Source organism: Micromonospora sp. NPDC093243 (genome assembly GCF_044753725.1).
Classification (GTDB): Bacteria; Actinomycetota; Actinomycetes; order Mycobacteriales; family Micromonosporaceae; genus Micromonospora.
In genome coordinates this window covers 243849-267321 of sequence record NZ_JBIVNT010000002.1, presented here as the reverse complement: position 1 = coordinate 267321, position 23473 = coordinate 243849, and the positions used below count along the sequence as shown (strand labels likewise).

19 protein-coding genes and 1 pseudogene are annotated in these 23473 nt (G+C 73.7%); 7 read left to right on the top strand and 13 right to left on the bottom strand.

Annotation, left to right across the window (positions count from 1 at the left end; genetic code table 11):
• Positions 1-2: 2 nt before the first annotated feature.
• Complete coding sequence (gene purF / locus ACIP9D_RS05970; RefSeq protein ID WP_350868355.1) at positions 3-1544, bottom strand: amidophosphoribosyltransferase; 1542 nt, start codon at positions 1542-1544, stop codon at positions 3-5.
• Between the two features lie 168 nt (positions 1545-1712).
• Positions 1713-2066, bottom strand: a complete 354-nt coding sequence (locus ACIP9D_RS05965) for a sterol carrier family protein (RefSeq protein ID WP_350868357.1) — start codon at positions 2064-2066, stop codon at positions 1713-1715.
• Between the two features lie 512 nt (positions 2067-2578).
• On the opposite strand from ACIP9D_RS05965, the gene ACIP9D_RS05960 reads away from it, so the two are divergent.
• Positions 2579-4351 carry a hypothetical protein gene (locus ACIP9D_RS05960; RefSeq protein ID WP_350868359.1) on the top strand — a complete coding sequence of 591 codons (1773 nt, stop codon included), beginning with the start codon at positions 2579-2581 and terminating at the stop codon, positions 4349-4351.
• 113 nt (positions 4352-4464) lie between these two features.
• Here the strand turns inward: ACIP9D_RS05960 and ACIP9D_RS05955 are convergent, their stop codons facing one another.
• The 4 genes from ACIP9D_RS05955 to purS form a co-directional block, all read right to left on the bottom strand.
• Positions 4465-5220: a 2-phosphosulfolactate phosphatase gene (locus ACIP9D_RS05955; protein ID WP_350868361.1), complete on the bottom strand. Its 756-nt coding sequence runs from the start codon at positions 5218-5220 to the stop codon at positions 4465-4467.
• 4 nt (positions 5221-5224) lie between these two features.
• On the bottom strand, positions 5225-7921 hold the full coding sequence (gene purL / locus ACIP9D_RS05950; protein ID WP_350868362.1) for a phosphoribosylformylglycinamidine synthase subunit PurL: 2697 nt from the start codon (positions 7919-7921) through the stop codon (positions 5225-5227).
• 70 nt (positions 7922-7991) lie between these two features.
• On the bottom strand, positions 7992-8675 hold the full coding sequence (purQ, locus tag ACIP9D_RS05945) for a phosphoribosylformylglycinamidine synthase subunit PurQ (RefSeq protein WP_350868364.1): 684 nt from the start codon (positions 8673-8675) through the stop codon (positions 7992-7994).
• Complete coding sequence (purS, locus tag ACIP9D_RS05940; RefSeq protein ID WP_350868365.1) at positions 8672-8935, bottom strand: phosphoribosylformylglycinamidine synthase subunit PurS; 264 nt, start codon at positions 8933-8935, stop codon at positions 8672-8674. The genes purQ and purS overlap by 4 nt, the downstream gene beginning before the upstream one ends.
• A 370-nt stretch (positions 8936-9305) precedes the next feature.
• Between purS and ACIP9D_RS05935 the strand changes: the two genes are divergently transcribed.
• On the top strand, positions 9306-9986 hold the full coding sequence (locus tag ACIP9D_RS05935; protein WP_350868366.1) for a DUF1986 domain-containing protein: 681 nt from the start codon (positions 9306-9308) through the stop codon (positions 9984-9986).
• A 23-nt stretch (positions 9987-10009) separates the two neighbouring features.
• A pseudogene (locus tag ACIP9D_RS05930) lies at positions 10010-10573 on the top strand (YbjQ family protein).
• A gap of 105 nt (positions 10574-10678) precedes the next feature.
• On the opposite strand, the gene purB reads toward ACIP9D_RS05930, so the two are convergent.
• From purB to ACIP9D_RS05910, 4 genes are all read right to left on the bottom strand, one after another.
• A complete protein-coding gene (purB, locus tag ACIP9D_RS05925) occupies positions 10679-12103 on the bottom strand; it encodes an adenylosuccinate lyase (RefSeq protein WP_350868368.1) in 1425 nt (474 codons plus the stop codon).
• A 90-nt stretch (positions 12104-12193) separates the two neighbouring features.
• Positions 12194-14647 (bottom strand): hypothetical protein, encoded by a 2454-nt coding sequence (locus tag ACIP9D_RS05920; protein WP_350868370.1) that lies wholly within the window; start codon positions 14645-14647, stop codon positions 12194-12196.
• A 109-nt stretch (positions 14648-14756) separates the two neighbouring features.
• Positions 14757-15794, bottom strand: a complete 1038-nt coding sequence (locus tag ACIP9D_RS05915; RefSeq protein ID WP_350868371.1) for a glycosyltransferase family 2 protein — start codon at positions 15792-15794, stop codon at positions 14757-14759.
• A 149-nt stretch (positions 15795-15943) separates the two neighbouring features.
• The gene (locus tag ACIP9D_RS05910) at positions 15944-17236 is read right to left on the bottom strand and encodes an acetyl-CoA C-acetyltransferase (RefSeq protein ID WP_350868373.1); all 1293 of its coding nucleotides are present in this window, start codon (positions 17234-17236) and stop codon (positions 15944-15946) included.
• A 55-nt stretch (positions 17237-17291) separates the two neighbouring features.
• Between ACIP9D_RS05910 and ACIP9D_RS05905 the strand changes: the two genes are divergently transcribed.
• Genes ACIP9D_RS05905 through ACIP9D_RS05895 form a run of 3 tightly spaced genes read left to right on the top strand, consistent with a single transcriptional unit; the run spans position 17292 to position 20215 of the window.
• Positions 17292-18647 carry a 3-oxoacyl-ACP reductase gene (locus ACIP9D_RS05905; RefSeq protein ID WP_350868375.1) on the top strand — a complete coding sequence of 452 codons (1356 nt, stop codon included), beginning with the start codon at positions 17292-17294 and terminating at the stop codon, positions 18645-18647.
• Positions 18647-19543, top strand: a complete 897-nt coding sequence (locus ACIP9D_RS05900; RefSeq protein WP_350868377.1) for a MaoC/PaaZ C-terminal domain-containing protein — start codon at positions 18647-18649, stop codon at positions 19541-19543. Before ACIP9D_RS05905 ends, ACIP9D_RS05900 begins: the two co-directional genes overlap by 1 nt.
• 54 nt (positions 19544-19597) lie before the next feature.
• On the top strand, positions 19598-20215 hold the full coding sequence (locus tag ACIP9D_RS05895; RefSeq protein WP_350868379.1) for a DedA family protein: 618 nt from the start codon (positions 19598-19600) through the stop codon (positions 20213-20215).
• Positions 20216-20227: 12 nt separating this feature from the next.
• On the opposite strand, the gene ACIP9D_RS05890 is transcribed toward ACIP9D_RS05895, so the two are convergent.
• Both ACIP9D_RS05890 and ACIP9D_RS05885 read right to left on the bottom strand, forming a co-directional pair.
• A complete protein-coding gene (locus ACIP9D_RS05890) occupies positions 20228-20869 on the bottom strand; it encodes a response regulator transcription factor (RefSeq protein ID WP_350868381.1) in 642 nt (213 codons plus the stop codon).
• A 16-nt stretch (positions 20870-20885) separates the two neighbouring features.
• Positions 20886-22031, bottom strand: coding sequence for a histidine kinase (locus ACIP9D_RS05885; protein WP_350868383.1), 1146 nt, complete (start codon positions 22029-22031; stop codon positions 20886-20888).
• Between the two features lie 170 nt (positions 22032-22201).
• Here ACIP9D_RS05885 and ACIP9D_RS05880 point away from each other — a divergent pair, with 170 nt between their 5' ends.
• Entirely contained in the window at positions 22202-22843 is a 642-nt protein-coding gene (locus ACIP9D_RS05880; RefSeq protein WP_350868385.1) for a DedA family protein, read from the top strand.
• Here ACIP9D_RS05880 and ACIP9D_RS05875 read toward each other — a convergent pair.
• Entirely contained in the window at positions 22818-23456 is a 639-nt protein-coding gene (locus tag ACIP9D_RS05875) for a TetR/AcrR family transcriptional regulator (RefSeq protein WP_350868387.1), read from the bottom strand. The two genes, ACIP9D_RS05880 and ACIP9D_RS05875, sit on opposite strands and share 26 nt — an antisense overlap.
• Between the last annotated feature and the right edge of the window lie 17 nt (positions 23457-23473).

Genomic DNA, 23473 nt, shown 5'->3' with positions numbered 1-23473 from the left:
TGCTACGGGCGGTGGACGGTTGAGCCGCCCGAAGTGGCGACGAGCGGAGGAGTGCTGCGCTCCGGGGCGTCCGGGCCGCCGTTGGCGACCCGCCGGCCCACCCCTTCGAGCACGTGCTTGCCGATCAGGTTTCCCGCCGGCAGCTCGATGGGGTACTCCCCATCGAAACACGCCCGGCAGAGCCGGGTCTTCGGCTGCTCGGTCGCGGCGATGAGGCCGGTCAGCGATACGTAGCCCAGCGTGTCGGCGCCGATCGAGCGCCGGATGCCCTCGTTGTCCAGCCCGTTGGCCAGCAGTTCGGCCCGGGTGGCGAAGTCGATGCCGTAGAAGCACGGCCACTGCACCGGCGGCGACGAGATCCGCACGTGCACCTCGAGCGCACCCGCCTCGCGCAGCATCCGCACGATGGCCCGCTGGGTGTTGCCGCGCACGATCGAGTCGTCGACCACCACCAGCCGCTTGCCCCGCACGTTCTCCCGCAGCGGGTTGAGCTTGAGCCGGATGCCGAGCTGGCGCAGCGTCTGCGACGGCTGGATGAAGGTGCGCCCGACGTACGGGTTCTTCATCAGGCCGGCACCATAGGTGATCCCGGACTCCTCGGCGTAGCCGATCGCGGCCGGGGTGCCGGACTCCGGCACCGGGATGACCAGGTCGGCCTCGACCGGGTGCTCCTTGGCCAGCTGGCGGCCGATCTGCACGCGGGCGGAGTGCACGTTACGCCCGGCGATGGTGGCGTCCGGGCGCGCGATGTAGACGTACTCGAAGAGGCAGCCCTTCGGCTCCGGCGCGGCGAACCGGGTGGAGCGCAGGCCGTTCTCGTCGATCGCGATCAGCTCACCCGGCTCGACCTCGCGGACCACACTCGCGCCGACGATGTCGAGCGCCGCGGTCTCACTGGCCACCACCCAGCCGCGCTCCAGCCGGCCGAGCACCAGCGGGCGTACGCCGTGCGCGTCGCGGGCCGCGTAGAGCGTCGACTCGTCCATGAAGACGAAGCTGAACGCGCCGCGCAGCTGCGGCAGCACCTCCAGCGCGGCCGCCTCGACCGAGAGATCCGGTCGGCTGGCCAGCAGCATGGTCACCAGAGAGGTGTCGTTGGTCGAGCCGTCGTCGACCAGGCCCCGCTCGGCGACCTCACGCTGGAGGTCGGCGGTGTTGACCAGGTTGCCGTTGTGCGCCAGGGCGATCGTGGTGCCGGCGGTGGTCGAGCGGATGGTCGGCTGGGCATTCTCCCAGGTCGAGCCGCCGGTGGTGGAGTAGCGGGCGTGCCCGATGGCGAGGTGCCCGCGCAGGCTGGCCAGCGTCGGCTCGTCGAAGACCTGGGCGACCAGGCCGAGGTCCTTGTAGACCACCACGCCCGAGCCGTCGCTCACCGCGATGCCCGCCGCCTCCTGGCCCCGGTGTTGCAGCGCGTAGAGACCGAAGTAGGTCAGATTGGCGACCTCTTCCCCGGGAGCCCAGACGCCGAAGACGCCGCACTCGTCCTGGGGGCCGGGTCGTTGGGGATCAAGGTCGTGGCTCAGCCGGCCGTCGCCTCGAGGCACCTGCCGCTCCCTCATGCTGGGTCTGGATGGCCGGGCGGGATCACGGGTCAAGATCCGCACCCTCGGCCGGGACCGCTGTCGTCGCCTGACAGTGTACGCGAATCGCCGTCGATACAGAAAGTGATGATCCGCCTCCGACCAGTTACATCTCCTGGCCCGTCCACGCAGCTAGAGCGGCAGATGGGCGGAGAGATCGCCCCGAGGGCCACTCACCCGTACGCGACCCTCGGTAACCGCCTCCGCCCAGTCGAGGCGGCCGGTGGCCACCGCCAGCCAGGTCACCGGGTCCATTTCCACCACGTTCGGTGGGGTGCCACGGGTGTGTCGAGGCCCCGGAACACACTGCACAGCGCCGTATGGTGGGACCCGCACCTCCACCGATCGGCCGGGGGCGCGCTCCGCGAGGACGGCCAACAGCGTCCGGACCGCCTCCCGGAGGACCGGCCGTTCGGGCGTACGCCCCTCATCGAGCGCCGACAACGCCGCCGCTACCGCGGCGGACTTAATGTGCGGAGAGGACACGACGGGACGATACGACCCGAGCCGGCGCGACTCGACGCTGGCCCTGGGTCGCGCCGAGACAGCCGGACAAGGCATAGTTGCCGACGGCGTATTCGTACCGTGATGATCCCCGGCCCGGCGCCCGCCGGTGAGGGAAGTCAGCCCGGAAGGCGGTGGACGTGTCAACACACCGACGTGCCTGGAAGCAGCGGGCCGGTGTGGTCGTAGCGCTGGTTGCCGGCGCCCTGGTCATCCTCCCCGCCGCACCAGCAATGGCTGCCGACGTCGACGTTTCACCACAGTCTGCCACCGTGCAGGCGGGAAACGAGACCTCGGTAACCGTCACGATCAGGCCAACAAGCCCGACTGAGGACTCCGTCAACATCAACCTGGCGGGCCTGCCGCAGGGTGTCAGTTGCGCCGCCGGCTGCGGGGAGGTCGATCTCGACTTCCCCCAGGCGGCGACCCAGGAAATCCGGCTGCGAGCTGCGAACAATGCTCCCGGCGTCAACGGTCAACGGATCACCGTCAATGTGACGGGTTCTCAGGGCGAGTCGTTCAACCTGACCGTCCGGGCGACGGAGGCACCGCCGCCGCCGCCGCAGGTGCAGACCGTGAAGTCGGTCTCCGGCAAGGTCGTGGCCCAGGCCGACGGCAGCGCGGTGCCGAACGCGATCGTGATCCTGCAGGACAGCAAGAACAAGCGGTTCGAGACCACCAGCGACGGCAGCGGCAACTTCCGGTTCAGCGGGAGCACCGACAACCCGATCACCCCGGGTCGACTGGATCTCGGTGCGAGCAAGGACGACATCCGGGCGATCAAGAGCCTGAACGCCTCGGCCGGTCAGTCGATCACCGGCCAGCGGATCAACCTGGCGATCAAGGTTGAGGTGACGCCGAGCGCGACCCCGTCGGCCACCGAGGAGCCGCTGCCGACCGACGAGGCGACCGAGGAGACCACCGACGAGACGCCGGAGGCGACCGAGGGCGCGGCGGCCAACGCCAGCAACGAGGACTCCGGCAGCAGCATGGGATCCTACGTGATCATCCTGCTTGGCGGCCTGCTCGTCGCCGCCGGCGTGGGCACGATCGTGCTGCTCTGGATGAAGCGCCGGGAGAACCCGGACGACGCCGGCGACGACGCGCCGGCCGGTGGCCCCGCGGGCGGCCCCGTGCCGGCAGCCCGGGGTGCCTTCCGCGGGGCGGACGACCAGACCCGGGTGGTCAACCGGGCCGGCGCCGGCCCGGACCCGACGATGGTCGGCGGCGCCGCGCTGAGCGAGGCCCCGACGATGATGCACCGCCCGGTCGTCGACGACGTCCCGCCGGACCCGTACGGCGCCCCGCCGCAGTCCTACGGCGCGAGCCCCCAGCAGGGCTGGGCCGGCAACGGCTACGGCGACGAGCCGGCCGGCTACGGCGCCGGCGGTTACGGCAACGCACCCTCCTCGGGTGGCGGCTACGGCAACGCACCCGCCTCCGGTGGCGGCTACGGCAACGCGCCCGCCTCTGGTGGCGGCTACGGCAACGCGCCGGGCTCGGGCGGCGGCTACGGCGCCGGCGCGGGAGCCGACGGCGGCTACGGAAGCGCCGCCGGTGACGGTTACGGCACTCCGCCCGCCTCCGACGGCGGCTACGGCGGCGCGCCCTCCTCCGGCGGCGGCTACGGCAGCCGGGACTACGGCGCGCCGGCCGGGGCGGCGGGCTATCCGCCGGCGACCGCGGGCGCTGCCGGCTATGACGAGCCGACCGGGCGTTACACCGGCGACAGCACCCAGTACCCGGCTCCGGCCGACCCGTACGCCACCGGGCTCTACCAGCAGGACCAGGCCCAGGGGTACGGCCAGGCCGACCCCGCGCCGTACGGCCGGGGCGCCGAGCCGGCCGGTGGGTACGGCCAGGGTGGTGGCGGCTACGACCAGGGTGGCTACGGTCAGCAGAGCGGCTACGACCAGCCGGGCGGCTACGGCCAGGAGCCGCCGGCGCAGCGCGGCGGCTACGACGACCGGGGCTACGACCAGGGCGGCTACGGCCAGGGCGGCGGCTACGGCCAGTCCGGTGGCTACGGCCAGGAGCCCCCGGCGTCGTCCGGTGGCTACGGCCAGGAGCCCCCGGCCCAGCCCGGCGGTTACGGCCAGGAGCCCCCGACGCAGCGCGGCGGCTACGACGACCGGGGCTACGGTCAGCAGGGCGGCTACGACCAGGGCGGCGGCTACGGCGACCAGAACCAGGGTGGCCGGGGCCGGGACGCCACGGCGCCGCAGCAGGACCGCAGCGGTCGCCGGCTGGACTGGCTGGACGACTGACCGGCGGGCCACCGCCTGACCGCACGACGATCGAAGAAGGGGCCGCCCGGGTCAACCCGGGCGGCCCCTTCTTCGGATCCTGTCTCGGTAGCTCAGGCGGCTGTCTCGGTAGCTCAGGCGGCGGAGAAGACGCCCTGGCGCAGCAGCGGGACGACGTCCGACACGTCGAGCTGGACCGCGATCTCGACGTCCTCGGCGAAGCCGCGCTCGACGAGTTCCCGGCCGGAGACGCAGCCACGGATCGCGGCCGGCACGTCCGGCGTACTGGCCAGCGCGGCGAGGGCCATCGCCGCCTCGACGGAGAGCCCACCGGGCACCCCGGAGAGGGCGTCCAGCACACTGGCCGCGCCGAGCTGGTCCTCGACCGAGGGGCGCAGCGAGCCGTCCGGCCAACGCTCCCCCGCGGCGACAACACCGACCGGGGCGTTCGTCGTGCCGTACCCCTGGCGGCGCAGCCACCGCCCGACGGCGCGGGCGTTGCGCAGGCAGGCCGCGACCACCGGCAGCCCGGTGGCGCTGGCCGCGGCGCTGATCGCCGAACCGTTAGGCGAGGGGAGCACCAGGTCCGGAACGACCGGGGCCACCCGCAGCGCCGCGGGCGAAAGGGACCACGGCTGCTCCGGGCTGGCCTGTCGGCGACCCACCGCGGCGACCGCGCCGACCCGGCGGGCGTAGTCGGCCGCCTGCTCCCCCCAGGGGAACGGGTGCACCCGGATGCCCCGGGCGACCGCCACCTCGACGGCGGTGGTGAACGAGAGCACGTCCACCACCACCAGCGCCGCGCAGACCCGCCCGAGTTCCGCCGCGCCGGTCAGCCCCCAGTCGAACCGCGCGCCGGAACCGGGTTGGGCGTGGACCGCCGCGTCCACCGCCTCAGCGCTCGTCAGGCGCCGACGGCTGCTCGGTGTCACCGGCGTCGCGGTCGGCCACCTCGTCGCTCCCGGTCGTCGCGACCGGCTCCGCCGGACCGACCGGCGCCACCGGGCCGGACGAGGCGATCGGCTCGGACTCGACGGACTCCGGGTCCACCGGCGCGACCTCGGCGGTCGGCTCGGTGACCGGCAGCGGGACCGCCTCGACGGCCCCGGCGACACCGGCCGCCGGCGCCGGCACCTCGACCAGCTCCGCGCCCCCGAAGAGCCGCGGCAGGGTGGCGGTGTGCGCGGCGCGCAGCTCGTCCAGACCGATCCGGAACTGGCCGTGCACCTCGAGCGCACCGGCGCCCGGATCGGTGACCCCGATCAGCTCGAACGGCACACCGCGCTCCGCGCAGAGCGCGGTGAACGCCTTCTCGTGCCCGCGCGGCACCGAGACCAGCGCCCGCCCGGCGGACTCGCTGAACAGGTAGACGAACGGCATCGAGCCACCGGCGAACTGCTCCGGCACCGCGACCCGGGCACCGACCCCGCGACGCAGGCAGGACTCGACCAGGCTCTGGGCCAGGCCACCGTCGGAGAGGTCGTGCGCCGAGCTGAGGTGACCCACCCGGGCCGCCTCGGCCAGCAGGTCGCCGAGCGCCTTCTCGCGGGCGAGGTCGACCTGCGGCGGGATGCCGCCGAGGTGCTCGTGGGTGACCCAGGCCCACTCCGAGCCGGAGAGCTCCACGTGCGTCTCGCCGAGCAGGAAGAGCTGGTCATGGTCGCCGTTCGGCCGCGGCACGAAGCCCATCGGCACCCGCTCGGCCACGTTGTCCAGCACGCCGAGCACGCCGACCACCGGGGTCGGGTGGATCGCCGCCGCGCCGGTCTGGTTGTAGAAGCTGACGTTGCCGCCGGTCACCGGGATGCCCAGCTCGGCGCAGCCGTCCGCCAGGCCGCGTACGGCCTCGGCGAACTGCCACATCACGCCCGGGTCCTCCGGCGAGCCGAAGTTGAGGCAGTTGGTGACCGCGATCGGCTTGGCACCGGTGACGGCCACGTTCCGGTACGCCTCGGCCAGCGCCAGCTTGGTGCCGTGGTACGGGTCGAGTCGCGCGTAGCGGCCGTTGCCGTCGACGGAGAGGGCGACACCGAGGCCGGTCCGCTCGTCGATCCGGATCACGCCGGAGTCCTCCGGCTGGGCGAGCACGGTGTTGCCCAGCACGTACCGGTCGTACTGCTCGGTGACCCAGGTCTTGTCGGCCAGGTTCGGCGACGCGATCATGCGCAGCACGGTCTCCCGCAGCGCCTCCGGGTCGGCCGGGCGGGGCAGCGTCTCGGCCCGGTCGGCCTGGAGCAGGATCAGGTCGGCCGGCTCACGCATCGGGCGCGCGTAGACCGGGCCGTCGTCGACCAGCGAGCCCGGCGGCACGTCGACCACGAGGTGGTCCCGCCAGGTGATGGTCAGTCGGCCCGGACGGCCGTCCGGCTCCGGCGGGGTGACCTCGCCGATCGCGGTGGCCAGCACGCCCCACTTGTCGGCGGTCTTGAGCACCGCGTCGAGCTTGTCCGGCGCGACGACGAGGAGCATCCGCTCCTGCGACTCGCTGGCCAGGATCTCGTGCGGCTCCATCGAGGGCTCGCGCAGCGGCACCCGCTCCAGCCACACCCGCATGCCGGTGCCGGCCGCGGCGGCGGTCTCGGTGAGCGCGCAGGTCAGGCCCGCGCCGCCGAGGTCCTGGATGCCGACGACCAGCTCACCGTCGTAGAGCTCCAGGCAGGCCTCGATCAGCAGCTTCTCGATGAACGGGTCACCCACCTGCACGGCCGGGCGGCGCTGCTCGCTGCCCTCGTCGAAGGTGGCGCTGGCCAGCACCGACACGCCGCCGATGCCGTCCCGGCCGGTCTTGGCGCCCATCAGCACCACGATGTTGCCGGGGCCGGCGGCGGCCTTGTTCTGCAGCCGGTTGACCGGAAGCACGCCGAGGCAGAGCGCGTTGAGCAGCGGGTTGCCCTGGTAGCTGGGGTCGAAGACCAGCTCGCCGCCGATGTTCGGCAGGCCGAGGCAGTTGCCGTAGCCGCCGACACCGGCGACCACGCCGGTGAGCACCCGGGCGGTGTCCGGGTGGTCGGCCGCGCCGAAGCGCAGCGGGTCCATCACCGCGACCGGGCGGGCGCCCATGGCGAGGATGTCGCGGACGATGCCGCCGACGCCGGTGGCCGCGCCCTGGTAGGGCTCGACGAAGCTCGGGTGGTTGTGGGACTCGACCTTGAAGGTCACCGCCAGCTCGTCGGAGACCTGCACCACGCCGGCGTTCTCGCCGATGCCGGCGAGCAGCCGGTCGCTCGGCGGGGCCTTCTCACCGAACTGGCGCAGGTGCACCTTGCTGGACTTGTAGGAGCAGTGCTCGCTCCACATGATCGAGTACATGGCCAGCTCGGCCTGGGTGGGCCGGCGGCCGAGGATCTGCCGGATCCGGTCGTACTCGTCGTCGCGGAGACCGAGCTCGGCGTACGGCTGGAGCTCGCCGGGGGTGCCACCGGCGCGTGGCACGGTGTCCACGCCGTCGACCCACTCGGCGGCGACCGGCTCGACCACGCGGGCCGGAGCGGCCGGCGGCACGACGTCGGCCGGGCGCGACTCCGCCGGCTGCGCCGGGGCAGCCGAGAAGGCGTCCGGTGTCTCCCGTACCGGGTCCGGATGGGTGGTCATGACCTCTCCTCGCTGCGCTCGTGGCCGCCCGCCGGACGGTTGAGCTGACCGATGATCCTGCCGCCGCCGGTCACGCCGGCGCTCCCACCAGGTGCTTGAGGACCGAGGTGAAGAAGCCGAGGCCGTCCAGGGAGGGCCCGGTGAGCGCCTCCACGGCGTGCTCGGGGTGCGGCATGATGCCGACCACGTTTCCGGCCTGGTTGGTGATGGCGGCGATGTCGCGCTGCGACCCGTTCGGGTTGCCGCCGAGGTAGCGGGCGACCACCCGACCCTCGGCTTCGAGCTGGTCGAGCGTCGCCTCGTCGGCGACGTAGCAGCCCTCGCCGTTCTTGACCGGGACGAGCACCTCCTGGCCGGGCTGGAACGCGTTGGTCCACGCGGTGCCGGCCGTCTCGATGCGCAGGAACTGGTCCCGGTTGCGGAAGTGCAGGTGCTGGTTGCGGGTGAGCGCGCCGGGCAGCAGGTGGGCCTCGCAGAGGATCTGGAAACCGTTGCAGATGCCGAGCACCGGCAGGCCGCCGCGAGCCGCGTCGACGATGGTCTCCATCACCGGGGCGAACCGGGCGATCGCGCCACAGCGCAGGTAGTCGCCGTAGGAGAACCCGCCGGGCAGGACGACCGCGTCGACCCCGTGCAGCTCCGGGTCACCGTGCCAGAGCCGGACCGCCTCGGCGCCGGCGATGCGGACGGCCCGGGCGGCGTCCCCGTCGTCGAGCGAGCCGGGGAAGGTGACCACTCCGACCCGCGCGGTCACGGTCGCGCGCCCGCGGTCTCGTCGGTCTCGACCAGGCGGACGGTGAAGTCCTCGATGACCGGGTTGGCGAGCAGCTTGTCCGCGATCTCCCGGGCCTGGTCCAGGTCCGGTTCACCGGTGAACTCGATCTCGATCCGCCTACCGATCCGGACCGAGGCGACGTCGCTGACGCCGAGCCGGGGCAGCGCGTTTGCGACGGCCTGGCCCTGCGGATCGAGGATCTCGGGCTTGAGCATGACGTCGACGACGACGCGAGGCACTGGGCACTCCTGACTGTGTACGCAGTTGGGTGCCTACCCACAAGGGGCGAGCGCAGCCAGCCTACCTGGCAGATACCGCCCCGGCCGCACCGGCCGGGCTCCGTCCAGACAGTGATCAACATAACCACCCGCCGAGCGGCTGGCGGATCGCCCCGACGAGCGCGGCACCCGGCCCGACCAGGCCATTCATGGCGTCCGGGGAGGCCAAATCGTTACATAGATCGATCTCAATCACAATATTGAAAACGCCGCCGCCGAGCCCTATCGTACATCGACAGAGTTCGATGACGCGGCCGGTGGGTGACCCCCGCCGCCGGCCGTCCCCGCCCGGCGACCCCGGGCCCCGCCCACCGTCAAGGAGTCCAGCGACATGCGCATCCGTTCCCTGCTCGTAGCGATCAGCACCGCGCTGGTCGGCGTCCTCGGCGCCGCCTCGGGCGCCACCGCTGCCCCGGTCGGCCCGCTGATCATCGGCGGCGGCACCGTCTCGTCCGCCCCGTGGGCCGCCGCGGTCTTCAGCAACGGCTCGTTCACCTGCTCCGGCAGCGTGATCGCCTCGCAGTGGGTGCTCACCGCTCGGCACTGCATCAGCGGCACGATGTCGGTCCGCGTCGGCAGCGTCTACCGCGCCTCGGGCGGCGTGACCCGCACGGTCAGCGCCACCTACACCCGCTACGACCTGGCCCTGATGCGCCTCTCCAGCTCGGTGAGCACCTCCGCGGTCACGCTGGCCAGCAGCAACCCGCCGATCGGCTCGACCAACTCGATCTACGGCTGGGGCATGACCTGCTACAGCGGCTGCTCCGCGTCGAGCCAGCTCAAGACCGCCAACGTCCAGGTGACCAGCAACAGCGCCACCGACGCGTACGGCGGGCAGGCGATCCGCAGCACGCGGATCAACGGCAACGCCTGGCGGGGCGACTCGGGCGGGCCGCAGTTCTACAGCGGTCGGCAGGTCGGGGTGGCCTCGACCGCCGACGGCTCCAGCATCCAGAACTACGGCAGTGTCGCGTACAACCGGGCCTGGATCACCTCGGTGGCCGGTGTCTGACGGTTAGCGCCCCTGCGGCGCGGATGGTCGGCCCCGCGCCGGCCGTCCGCGCCGCGCCGTTTTGCAGCATCCGATCAGGTGAACAACCCTCGCGAACACCCCGCTGACCGGCTGACAGCATCAGAACCGTGCTGGTCGTGACGACGGAGCAACTGCCCGGCTACGAGATCCGCCAGATCCTCGGTGAGGTGGTGTCATCGATGGCCAGGACGCGCAACCCCTATCGCGAGGGCGTCAAGAACCTGCGCGGCGGCGCGTACGACCCGATGGCCCCGGACAACCTCACCCGCTGGCGTACCGACTCGGTGGCCCGACTCGGCGAGGAGGCCATGCGGCTCGGTGCGAACGCGGTGATCGGCATGCGGTTCGACAGCCGCGACTGCGGCGAGATGTGGATGGAGATCTGCGCGTACGGCACGGCGGTGATCGTGGTTCCCAAGGTCCCCGACGTGATGCCGCCCGACCAGCCCCTGGTCGCCGCGGAAACCGCCCACGAGTCGGAGATCGCGGAGGCCCCCGGCGGCATCGCCGAACCGGCCAGCGCCCCCAACCTCCGCACCGCCGCCGAAACCCCCACCCGCGACTAACCCCGCCCCGGCGCACGCCCCGTTGATCATGAAGTTATTGCCAATCGCCTCGGCGTGTCGTGGCAATAACTTCATGATCAACCCGGGGTGGGGGTGGGGTGGGGGTTAGAGGATGGGGGGTGGGGAGTAGGTGGCGGCGTTCGGGTGGGTTTCGACGACCCTGGTGATGCGGCGGGTTACGGCTTGGACCTGGGCGGGGGCAGCGCCGACGAAGGCGGCCCGGTCGGCCACCAGCTCGTCGATCTCGGCCCGGGTGAGACCCAGCCGTCCGTCGGCGGCGAGCCGGTCGAAGAGGTCGTTCTCGAGCGCGCCCTTCTCCCGCATGCCGAGCGCCACGGCGACCGCGTGCTCCTTGATCACCTCGTGTGCGACCTCCCGGCCGACGCCCCGGCGGACCGCCGCCACCAGGATCTTCGTGGTGGCCAGGAACGGCAGGAAGCGCTCCAACTCCCGGTTGATCACCGCCGGGTACGCGCCGAACTCGTCGAGCACGGTGAGGAAGGTCTGGAACAGTCCGTCGGCGGCGAAGAACGCGTCCGGCAGCGCCACCCGGCGGACCACCGAGCAGGAGACGTCCCCCTCGTTCCACTGGTCACCGGCCAGCTCGCCGACCATCGACAGGTAGCCCCGAATGATCACGGCGAAGCCGTTCACCCGCTCGCTGGACCGGGTGTTCATCTTGTGCGGCATCGCGCTGGAGCCCACCTGACCGGGCTTGAAGCCCTCGGTGACCAGCTCCTGACCGACCATCAGCCGGATCGTGGTGGCCAGCGACGACGGCCCGGCGGCGACCTGGGCCAGCGCGGCGAGCACGTCGAAGTCCAGCGAGCGGGGATAGACCTGGCCGACGCTGTCCAGCACCCGGGCGAAGCCGAGGTGCTCGGCCACCCGGCGCTCCAGCTCGGCCACCTTGTCGGCGTCGCCGTCGAAGAGGTCGAGCTGGTCGGCGGCGGTGCCGACCGGCCCCTTGATCCCACGCAGCGGGTACCGGGCGATCAGCTCCTCCAGCCGCTCGTACGCGATGAGCAGCTCCTCCGCGGCCGACGCGAAGCGCTTGCCGAGCGTGGTCGCCTGCGCCGCCACGTTGTGCGAACGGCCGGTCATCACCACGCCGGAGTACTCGTTGGCGTGCCAGGCCAGCCGGGCCAGGGTGGCCACCACCCGATCCCGGACCAGCTCCAGGGAGGCACGGATCTGGAGCTGCTCGACGTTCTCGGTGAGGTCCCGGGAGGTCATCCCCTTGTGCACGTGCTCATGCCCGGCGAGCGCGCTGAACTCCTCGATCCGGGCCTTCACGTCGTGCCGGGTGACCCGCTCGCGCTCGGCGATCGAGGCGAGGTCGACGTCGTCGACCACCCGCTCGTACGCCTCGACCACCCCGTCCGGCACCGGCACGCCGAGGTCGCGCTGCGCGCGGAGCACGGCCAACCAGAGCCGCCGTTCCATCCGGACCTTCTCCTCCGGAGACCAGAGGCCGACCAACTCGGGCGAGGCGTAACGGTGGGCGAGCACGTTCGGGATCGTCGTCACGTACCTCATTCTCCCGCACCTGGTCGCCGGGGGCGTCGCCGGGCGGCTCAGCCCACCGAGGTGGTCGAGCCGCCCGGCAGCCGCGACGGCTCAGGAGCGCCCCAGCTCGTAGACGGTGACCGGGCCGGAGCGGTGGCGGACGACCGCCAGCGTGGCCAGCTCCGGCGAGACCGTCCCGGCACGGGCGTCGGCGACGAGCCAGCGCACTCCGTACTCGCGGCGCAGCCGTTCCAGCTCGGCAGGGGTGGGGGCGGCGAAGATCCGCTCGTTCAACGCGAACTGCTCGCCGTCGGGCGGGGCCTGCCGGGCGTAGCCCAGACCGTCCCGACCGTGCGCGGCCAGCGCCGCATCGGTGTAACCCCAGCTCTCCACCACCGCGCGACGCCCGCCCAGGCCGGTCACCCAGAACGCGCGCGCGTCGCAGTGATCGGTCGTCCGCACCGGCCGGCAGTGCACGTTGGTCGCCACCACATCGTCGGCACCGGCGTGGCCGTCCAGCCAGAGGGCGGCGCGCATCTCGTCGGCGGTCACCACCAGCGCCCGGGTCTTCGCATCCGGGGGTGGGGATTCCGTCCGGACGGACCGCACCACCCCGTCGACGCCCTGGGCGACGCTGGCGCCGAGGAACGCGGCGGTCACCCCGACCAGCGCCACCGACACCCACCTGCGGCGACCGGACCGGACCCGTGCCGACCGGCCCCGCCCGGCGCGCACTCCCTCGGGCCCCGCTACGTCGGCGGAAGCCGGATCACCGGAACCCGCGTCGTCGGCCGCAGCCGGACCACCGGAATCGGTCTCGCCGCTCCGAGCCAGGTCACCGGGATCGACGGCGACAGGGTTGGCGGTGTCCAGCGTGGTCGCGGTCCGCGAGGCGCGCTCCTGCCGACGGCGCAACAGCTGGGCGGTGCCGAGCGCGAGCAGCGCGGCCAGGGCGACGAAGGCGGCGAACCGGCCCGTGCTGACCGCGAGCACCCCCAGCCAGCCCTGCGGGGTCGGCGCCGGCCGGGCGAGTGCCGGCAGAACCAGCTGGGCGACCGCGCCGGCCACGCCGGCGGCCACCGCCACCGGCCAGGCCGGGCGGGCGGCCGCGAGCAGCCAGCCGCTCAACACCGCGCCGAACGGGATCACCGCGAGCCAGAAGTAGATCTGACTCGCCGACGGGTGGTGGAAGACCCAGGTGGCACCCCCGCCCGCCAGCACCGCCCCGGCGAGCAACCAGCCGGCCGGATCCGATCGGTTTTCCCGAGACGCCGGCAGGAGCAGGCCGGCCAGGCGGGGCGCCTGGGTCAGCAACCACCAGCCGAACAGGGCGAGCGCCAGCAGCCAGCCGGTCGCGTCGGTGCCGGCGAGGCCCGGCGGGAGCAGACCGCCGGCCTGGGCGCCGTCGTCGGCGCCGACCGTCTCGCCGTACGGCAGCATGAAGCGCAGCAGCCCGAACGCCTGCACCCGCAGCGTGCCGGCGCCACCACCGGCGAAGAGCTGGTAGCCCAGCCCCATCGCCGCCACCAGGCAGAGCAGCGCGACCAACGCCCGCCACGGCACCCGGCGACGGGTCCACCAGGCGACCACCGCAGCCAGGCCGAGGCCGGCGATCAGCGGGGGCATTGCGCTGGACTTGGACCCGGCGCAGGCCAGCCCGAGCGCCGGCACCAGCACCCAGCCAGCGCCCAGGCCCTCGCCCCGAGCCACCGTGACGCAGACGCCGGCGAGGAGCACCACCAGCGACAGCACGTACGTCTGCGACGGGCTGGCGTACGACAGCGCGGCCGAGCCGTCCGCGACGGCGGACCCGAGGACCACCGGCACCCCGAGGTAGGCGACGGCGGCAGCCACCGGGCCGGCCCACCACGATCCGGCGAGGTCCCGGGCGAGGCCCGCGGTGACCAGCGCCGCGGTGGCGGCGACCGGCACCAGCCAGAGGCGCAGCAGGAGCACCGCCGGAGACACTCCGGTGACCATGCTGCTGGCGGCGAGGTGGGCGTCGGAGAGGTAGTGGTAGCGCAGTTGCTCACCGGCCACGTGCGGCAGCTCGAACGGCATCGACCGGGTCAGCTCGTTTACCAGCCCGAGGTGGTAGAGCAGGTCCGGGTAGTAGGCGTGGCTGACCGGGGGCAACGGCACCAGGCGCCACTGCGTGACGCCCCAGAGCACCAGCAGCAGAAGCACCGCGCAGACCGACCAGTGCCACGCCACCGGCAGCGGTCGCCGCGGCCCGACCCGCCAGTGCCGGCGCAGCCGGGGCACCGCCACGAACGCCACCAGCAGCGGCACCGGCCACCAGCGCAGCAGGTGCTGACCGCCGGTCGCGGCGGCGAGCGCCCAGGCCGCCAGTTCGAGCAGCAGGCCGGTGGCGGCACCGTGACCCAGGTCCTCCGGCAGGTTGCCCCGGCTGCCGCGCAGTGCGCGGTGCACCAGAGTGCCCGGCAGCACCAGCGCCAACGCCCAGTAGGCGGCGAAGCGGGCGACGTCGGTCGCCGGCACGCCGGTCAGCCACCAGGCCGACGGGAGGGCGGCGAGGACGACCAACCAGGGCAGAACCGTCAAGGTCCATCGGCCGGTCGGCCGCGTTCGGGTTCCGGACCCGAAGTGGCCGAGGCGCTGGACGCGGAGGGCAGGGCCGTGCAGCGGCGCGACGCGCTCGGCCAGCAGCGACTCAGCCACCGGCGAGCACGGAGCGGCGGGCTGCCGGAAGGTCCACCTCGGCCGCCCGCTCCCCGTCCGGGTCCGCGACGGCCGCGGCCGGCTCCGGGTCCACGGAGTCCGCGCCGACGTGGAACGTCGGCCGGTTCTGCACGGTGGCGTAGATCCGCCCGACGTACTCGCCGAGCAGGCCAAGGCAGACCAACTGCATGCCGCCGAGCAGCAGCACCGCGACGAACGTCGAGGTCCAGCCGGGGATGGTCATCCCGCGCAGGTGGGCGGTGATCCCGAAGCCGATCAGCGCGAGGCAGCCCAGGAAGCTCACCGCGCCGAGCCAGGTGGCCAGCCGCAGCGGCGCGGCGGAGAAGTCGGCCACGCTGTTCCAGGCGAGGGCGAGCATCTTCGGCAGCGGGTACTTCGTCTCGCCCGCCGTGCGGGCGGCCCGTACGTAGGGCACCTCGGCGCTCGGGAAGCCGAGCGCCGGCACCAGGAGCCGGTAGACCGGCGTCCGTTCCGGCAGCCGGCGCAACGTCTCCACCACCTCCCGGCTGACCAGCCGGAAGTCGCCGGCCTGGGCGGTCACCTCGGCGCCGACGATCCGACGCATCAGCCGGTAGTAGGCCCGTGCCGTGTGCCGCTTGAAGAAGGTGTCGGTGCGGCGGTCGACCCGGACCCCGTACACCACGTCGGCGCCCTCGCGGGCGAGCCGGAGCATCTCGGCGATGGCCTCCGGCGGATCCTGCAGGTCCGCGTCGAGGCTGACCACCCAGGCGCCCCGGGTCCGGTGCAGACCGGCGGTGAGCGCCGCCTGGTGCCCGCTGTTGCGGCGCAGCCGGACGACCCGAAGCTGCGGCCAGTCGCGGGCGTGGGCGCTCAGCAGGGCCACGGTGTCGTCCCGGCTGCCGTCGTCGACGGCGACCACCTCGTAGCTGACCTCGAGCCCGTCGAGCGCCGGCCGGAGCCGGGCGACGAGGGCGGGAATCACCGCTTCCTCGTTGAACATGGGTACGACCACGGAGAGCGTGACCGTCCCAGGTGTGTTGGTTCCCATCGATGCCGGCCCCGTTCCGGACGCAGAAAGGCTTTCACCTGGTCACGTGCGCGGGCACGTGGCCAGTCACCCTCGCGTGCCGAGGTGACCGCGGCCTGGCTCCGGTGTGAACGATCGGCGAACGCGGATCAGCGCTCCGGAGCCCTCGCTCAGCGCTCCAGGATCGCCGTCACGCCCTGGCCGCCGGCCGCGCAGATGGAGATGAGCCCACGCCCGCCGCCCCGCTCGGCCAGCAGCTTCGCCAGCGTCGCCACGATCCGGCCGCCGGTCGCGGCGAACGGGTGCCCGGCGGCCAACGACGAGCCGTTGACGTTGAGCTTCTCCCGGTCGATCGGGCCGAGCGGGGCGTCCAGGCCGAGCCGGTCCTTGCAGAACTCCGGCGACTCCCAGGCGGCCAGGGTGGCCAGGACCTGCGAGGCGAACGCCTCGTGGATCTCGTAGTAGTCGAAGTCCTGCAGGGTCAGCCCGGCCCGGGCGAGCATGCGGGGCACCGCGTACGCCGGGGCCATCAGCAGCCCCTCGTCGCCGTGCACGAAGTCGACGGCGGCCGTCTCCGACCAGGAGAACCAGGCCAGCACCGGCAGGCTGTGCGCGCGGGCCCACTCCTCCGAGGCGAGCAGCACGGTGGACGCCCCGTCGGTCAGCGGCGACGAGTTGCCGGCGGTCATCGTCGCCTGCTCGGCGTCCGGCCCCTTGGCCCCGAAGACCGGCCGCAGCGAGCCCAGCTTCTCCAGGGTGGTGTCCGGGCGGAGGTTCGCATCCCGGGTCAGCCCGAGGTACGGCGTCATCAGGTCGTCGAAGAACCCCCGGTCGTACGCTGCTGCCAGCCGTTGGTGTGAGCGGAGCGCCAGCTCGTCCTGGGAGCGTCGGTCGACGTTCCAGCGCAGCGCGGTGCGGGCGGCGTGCTCCCCCATCGAGAGCCCGGTACGCGGCTCGGCGTTGCGCGGGATCTCCGGCTTGAACGGTTGGAGCGGGCGGAGCTTCGCGGCCACCTTGAGGCGCTCGCCGAGGGTGCGCGCGCTGTTGAGCTTGAGCAGCGTGCGGCGCAGGTCCTCGTTGACGGCCAGCGGCGCGTCGGAGGTGGTGTCGACCCCGCCGGCGATGCCGACGTCGAGTTGGCCGAGGGCGATCTTGTTGGCGACCAGGATCGCCGCCTCCAGGCCGGTGCCACAGGCCTGCTGGATGTCGTACGCGGGGGTGTGCGGGTCGAGCCGCGAGCCGAGCACCACCTCACGGGTGAGGTTGAAGTCCCGGGAGTGCTTCAGCACCGCCCCGGCGACCACCTCACCGACCCGCTGCCCCGCCAGGCCGTAGCGGGCGATCAGGCCGTCCAGCGCCGCGCCGAGCATGTCCGCGTTGGACGCGCTGGCGTAGCGCGAGTTGGAGCGGGCGAAGGGGATGCGGTTGCCGCCGATGACCGCCACCCGCCGGATGCTCTGCACGATCGGCCTCCTCGACAGTGTTTGCCCATACCCTACTCGCCAGTAGGCTACGCCTATGACCGACAGGTACGCGAGCTTCGTCCAATCGGGGGCCGGCCGCACGCTGGTCAAGCGCCTCGGGCTGCCCGACCCGCCCCGACTGCGCCGGCACCGTCCCGGCGACCCGATCCTGCCCGGGCCCGCGCTGCTCGGCGCGGCCACCGGCGGCCGGCTCGTCGAGCCGGTCGGCAAGCTGCTGACCGCCGCCGGGGTCGAGCTGCGCGACCCGGCGGGGATCGAACCCGACGCGCGCTTCGGCGCCCTCGTCTACGACGCCACCGGCATCACCGACTCCACCGGCCTGCGGCAGCTGTACGACTTCTTCCACCCGCCGGCCCGCTCCGTCGCGCCGAGCGGACGGGTGATCGTGCTCGGCACCCCGCCGGCCGAGTGCCCCACTCCACGCGAGGCCACCGCCCAGCGGGCCCTGGAGGGGCTCACCCGCAGCATCGGCAAGGAGTTCGGCCGCGGCGTCACCGCCCAACTGGTGTACGTCACCCGCGACGGCGACCCCGGCACGCTCACCGGCCTCGACGCGGCCCTCCGGTTCCTGCTCTCCGGCCGCTCGGCGTACGTCTCCGGGCAGGTGATCCGGGTCGGCGCCGGCCAGGCGAGCGCGCCGGCCGACTGGGACCGACCGCTCGACGGCCAGGTCGTGCTGGTCACCGGGGCAGCCCGTGGCATCGGCGCGGCGCTGGCCCGGGTGCTCGCCCGGGACGGCGCGCAGGTGGTGGCCCTGGACGTGCCGGCCGCCGGCGACGAGCTGGCCCGGGTGGCGAACGAGATCGGCGGCAGCGCGGTGCAGCTCGACCTGACCGCGCCGGACGCCCCGACCCGGCTGGCCGAGCACCTCGCCGCCCGGCACGGCCGGGTCGACGTGGTGGTACACAACGCCGGCATCACCCGGGACCGCACGCTCGGCCGGATGGATGCCGACCGGTGGGACCAGGTGATCGACGTCAACCTCTCCAGCCAGGAGCGGATCAACGACGTGCTGCTGGAGCGGGAGCTGATCCCGGCCGGCGGACGGATCGTCTCGGTCTCCTCGATCGCCGGGATCGCCGGCAACCGGGGCCAGACCAACTACGCCACCAGCAAGGCCGGCGTGATCGGGCTGGTCGACTCGCTCGCCCCGGCGCTGCGCGAGCGCGGCGTCAGCGTCAACGCGGTCGCGCCGGGCTTCATCGAGACCCGGCTGACCGCCCGGATCCCGGTGATGCTGCGCGAGGCCGGCCGCCGGATGAACAGCATGTCCCAGGGCGGCCTCCCGGTCGATGTCGCCGAGACGATCGGCTGGCTGGCGTGGCCGGCCAGCGGGGCGGTCAGCGGCAACGTGGTCCGGGTCTGCGGCCAGAGTCTGCTGGGGGCGTGATGACCGAGCCCACCACCGGCACGCCCGAGCCGGCGACCGCCCGCACGACCGTCGAGCTGCCCCGGATGCCCGCCGCCGGGGCGCTCTACCGCCGGGCGCTGGTCGGCGCCCTGCCCGGCACCGGTGGCCGGCGGGCCGCCCAACCGCCGGCGGTTCGGCTCACCGTCACCGACGTGCCGGTCGACCTCGACCACCTGGCCGACTACGACCGGGTCTGCGGGTTCCGGCTCGCCGACCGGCTGCCGGCCACCTACCCGCACGTGATGGGCTTCCCGCTGGCGCTGCGGCTGATGACCGCGCCCGAGTTCCCGGTGCCGCTGACCGGCGTCGTGCACGTGGCGAACCGGATCACCGTGCACCGGCCGATCCGCACCGACGAGGTGCTGGACTTCGCCGCGTACGCGGAGAACCTGCGGCCGCACGACCGGGGCCGGCAGCTCGACGTCGTGCTCGTCGGGTCGGTCGGCGGCGTGGAGGTCTGGCGCGGCGTCTCGACGTACCTCAGCCGGGAGCGGCGCGGCGGCGGTGACCGGCGCGACCGCGGTGAGCGGCCAGCGGCGCCGGCCGCCTCGGCAAGCTGGCGGGTCACCCCGCGGGTCGGCACCGACTACGCCCGGGTCTCCGGCGACCACAACCCGATCCACACCTCGCGACTGGGCGCGCGGCTCTTCGGCTTTCCGCGCCCCATCGCGCACGGCATGTGGAGCAAGGCCCGCTGCCTCGCCGCGCTGGCGAACCGGCTGCCCGACGCGTTCACCGTCGAGGTCGCGTTCAAGCTGCCGGTGCCGCTGCCCGGAACCGTCGCGTTCAGCGCCACCCCCGCGGACTCCGGCTGGGAGTTCGCGCTGCACGACGCCCGCTCGGCCCGGCCGCACCTCGCCGGCTCGGTCGGCTGATCGGAGTTTCGCCGAAGAAGCCCCGGAGGAGGGCGGGGCACCGAGCATGAGGGCATGGAAGCCGTGCTCGACCTGCTCCGGGAGACGGTCCTCTCGCCCTGGGTCTACCTGGTGCTCGTCGCGATCACCGCGGTCGACGCGTTCTTCCCGGCCGTGCCGAGCGAGGCGGCGGTGATCACCGCCGCCGTCCTCTCGTCCGCAGGTGGTCACCCCAACCTGATCGGGGTGATCGCGTCGGCCGCGATCGGCGCGTTGATCGGCGACCACATCTCGTACGCGATCGGCCGCGGCGGCGGATCACGGCGGCTCGCCCGCTTCCCCGAGCAGAGCAGGCGGCGGGCCGGAACGGAGTGGGCCCGGCGGGCGATCGACCGGCGCGGTGGGGTCATCCTGACCACCTCCCGGTACATCCCCGGCGGGCGGACCGCGGTCACCCTCACCATGGGCGCGGTCCGCTATCCGCGGCGGCGCTTCCTCGTCTTCGACGCGATCGCCGCGGTCACCTGGGGCTGCTACTGCGGGCTGCTCGGCTACTTCGGCGGGCTGGCCTTCCAGCGCGACCCGATCAAGGGTGTGGTGGCCGGGCTGGGCCTGGCGGTCGCGATCACGCTGGCCCTGGAAGTGGTCCGTCGGCTACGCCGCCGGGCCCACGGCCGCGCCGCCCGTCGCTGACCGGAACCGCCGTCACGTCAGGTCGGCGTCGTGCACCAGGATCGCCGCCTGCACCCGGTTGGCCACCTGGAGCTTGGCCAGCGCCCGACTGACGTGCGCCTTGACGGTCGCCTCGCTCATCGCCTGCCGGCGGGCTATCTCGGCGTTGGCGTGTCCGTGCGCCACCTCCCGGATGATCTCCAGCTCGCGCCCGGTGAGCAGGTCGAGCCGTTGCCGGGCAGCCTCCCGCCGAGCCGGGCCGCGCTCGGCGAAGGAGCTGATCAGCCGCCGGGTCACCGTCGGGGCGAGCATCGCGTTCCCGGCCGCCACCGTGCGGACCGCCGCCGCCAGCTCCCGGGGTGGGGTGTCCTTGAGCAGGAAGCCCACGGCACCGGCGCGCAGCGCCTGGTGCACGTACTCGTCGAGGTCGAAGGTGGTCAACATGATCACCTTTGGTCCGGCGGCGACCACCTCGGGCGCGGCGGTCAGCCCGTCGGTGCCCGGCATCCGGACGTCGAGCAGGACCACGTCGGGGCGGAGCCGGCGCGCCTCGACCAGGGCGGCGGAGCCGTCCGCCGCCTCGCCGACCACGGTGATGTCCGGCGCCGCCTCCAGGATCACCCGCAGCCCCGCGCGGATCAGGTGCTCGTCGTCCACCACCACGACCCGGATCACGGCACCGCCACCGGGATCAGCGCCCGGACCAGGAAGCCGCCGTCGACCCGACCGGTCTCCAGCCGGCCGCCGAGCAACTCGACCCGCTCGCGCAGGCCGAGCAGCCCCAGCCCCGCACCGGGCAGCGCCGGGCCCCCCGTGAACTGCCGTTGCGCACCACGACCTCCACCCCGTCCGGCAGGTAGCGCAGACAGACGGTCGTCTCGGCGTCCGGGGCGTGCTTGCGGACGTTGGTCAGCGCCTCCCGGACCACCCGGTGGACGGTACGGCCGACGGTCGGCGGCAGCGGCCGGGCAGCGCCCTCGTCCCAGCGCCGCACGCGGAGACCGGCGGCCTGCGACTCGCGGACCAGCTCGTCGACCGCTTGGAGCGGGTCGCCCGCGGCGTCCGAGGCCGCCGACCGGGGCGGACCCGGCTGGCGCAGCACGCCCAGCACCTCACGCAGGTCGGTGAGGGCCTGCCGGCCGGTGGACCGGATGAGGGCTGCCGCCTCGACGGTCGACGCGTCGCTGGCGGTCACCTCGAGCGCCCCGGCGTGCACCACCATCAGCGACACCTGGTGCGCCACCACGTCGTGCATCTCCCGGGCGATCCGGGCCCGCTCTTCGGCCCGGACCCGTTCCGTGTGGGCCAACTGCTCGCGCTCCAGCCGTTCGGCCCGGTCCCGCAGCGCGGCCAGCACGTCCCACCGGGATCGGACCAGCAGGCCGGCGAGCAGCGGGAAGACCACCAGCCAGGCAACCAGCAACGCCGCGTTGGCCGGGGTGGCGGTGGTGAGCCGGCGCAGGCCGCCGACGGACATCCCGACCAGCACCCCGCCCGCCATCACCAGTGCCGCCCCGATCAGATAGCCGGCCAGCCGGCGCCGCTCCCGCAACCGCCGGCCCGCCTGGTACGAGGCGACCGCCACGACCGGCCCCGCGGCCAGCACCAGCCACCCGACGGCGGCGGCCAGGAACAGCGGCCACCGGCGGGACCGGACGACACCGGCCGCGCTGCCGCAGGCCACGGCGATCAGCAGCACCAGCCCGGCCGGCAGCGGCGAACGCACCCCGATCGCGCCGGTGGCGGAGCTCCAGACGGCGGTGGCCACGACCAGGGCGAGCAGCGGTGGCACGTACCGCTCGACGAGCCGCCGGAGCATGACGGCGCTGATGGCCACGGGCCGAGCCTAGGTGCTGCCCGGCGGCGCGGCCGGCCGCGACCGGACGGACCCGGGTCGGGTGGGGGGAGACCCGGATCCCCGGTCCGGGGCGCACGCTACTTAAGTAGTGGTCCCCGGGTGACCAGCGGCCGATGGCGGGCAGCGCCGCCACGACCAGCATCGGAACCATGGATCTGCTCGGCCTGCTGCACCAGACCATGTCCTCGCCCTGGGTCTACCTGGCGCTCTTCTCCATCGCGGTGCTCGACGGCTTCTTCCCGGTGGTGCCGAGCGAGACCGCGGTGATCACGGCCGGGGTGTTCGCCGCGTCCGGTGAGCCCTACCTGCCGGCCGTGATCGTGGTGGCCGCGGCCGGTGCGCTGGTCGGCGACCACGTGTCGTACGCCATCGGCCGGACCGGCGGCACCCGGCTGCTGGGCCGTCTCCCGGCCGGCGGACGGCGACGGGCCGGCGTGGAGTGGGCCCGACGCGGGATCGCGCAACGGGGCGGGTTGATCCTCACCGTCGCCCGCTACGTCCCCGGCGGACGGACCGCCGTCACGCTCACCATGGGCGCCGTCCACTATCCGCGGCGGCGCTTCCTCGCCTTCGACGCGCTCGCCGCCGGCTCCTGGGGGCTCTACTCGGCCCTCGTCGGCTACCTGGGCGGGCTGGCCTTCGAACAGGACCCGGTGCGCGGTCTGCTGCTCGGCCTCGGGCTGGCGCTCACGGTGACCCTCGTGGTCGAGGGGGTACGCCGGCTCGCCCGGCGCCGACCGAGCGGGAGCGGGACGGGCGGTGCGGTCAGAACGCGGGCGGGCGCCAGGTGACGCCGTGCAGCAACTGGCCGGCGCCGAGCCAGGCGACGTTCATCATCCGGGTCGCGGTCTTCTCCGGGTCGGCCTCGGGATGGTCGGCGAGCCAGTCCGCCAGCGACTCGGTCGCGCCCACCAGGGCGTACGCGACCACCTCCAGGTCGGTGGCGGCGACCTCGCGCCCCTCGCCGCGCAGCGCGTGGTCGAGCATGCCGGCGACCACCTCGACGAGCCGTGCGCGCATGGTCGCCAACTCGCCGGCGAACGGCTGCTCGCCCCGGGCCTGCCGGTAGAGCACCGCCCAGCCGTCCCGGTGTGCCCCGACGAAGCCGAAGAACGCCCGCAGCCCGCGCCAAAGCCGTTCGTCGGCCGGCAGGTCCGGGGCGGCGGCGCCGGCGATCGCCTGCATCATCCGGGTGCCCTCCCGGTGCAGGCAGGCGACGAAGAGCTCCTCCTTCGTGCCCAGGTACGCGTAGACCATCGGCTTGGAGATGCCGGCGTCCTCGGCGATCTCGTCCATGCTGGCCGCGTGGAAGCCACGCCGGGAGAAGACCCGGACGGCCGCGTCGAGCATCTGCTGCTCGCGTACGGCCCGGGGCAGGCGCTTGAAGGTGGGACCGGTGGACACCTTGCGAGCATACCTAC

Bases quoted from the DNA above. Each gene is read 5' to 3' on its own strand.
- purL (WP_350868362.1), bottom strand. From the start codon at position 7,921: ATGACCACCCATCCGGACCCGGTACGGGAGACACCGGACGCCTTCTCG.
- ACIP9D_RS05935 (WP_350868366.1), top strand. From the start codon at position 9,306: ATGCGCATCCGTTCCCTGCTCGTAGCGATCAGCACCGCGCTGGTCGGC.
- ACIP9D_RS05915 (WP_350868371.1), bottom strand. From the start codon at position 15,794: ATGGGAACCAACACACCTGGGACGGTCACGCTCTCCGTGGTCGTACCC.
- ACIP9D_RS05905 (WP_350868375.1), top strand. From the start codon at position 17,292: ATGACCGACAGGTACGCGAGCTTCGTCCAATCGGGGGCCGGCCGCACG.
- ACIP9D_RS05900 (WP_350868377.1), top strand. From the start codon at position 18,647: ATGACCGAGCCCACCACCGGCACGCCCGAGCCGGCGACCGCCCGCACG.
- ACIP9D_RS05895 (WP_350868379.1), top strand. From the start codon at position 19,598: ATGGAAGCCGTGCTCGACCTGCTCCGGGAGACGGTCCTCTCGCCCTGG.
- ACIP9D_RS05880 (WP_350868385.1), top strand. From the start codon at position 22,202: ATGGATCTGCTCGGCCTGCTGCACCAGACCATGTCCTCGCCCTGGGTC.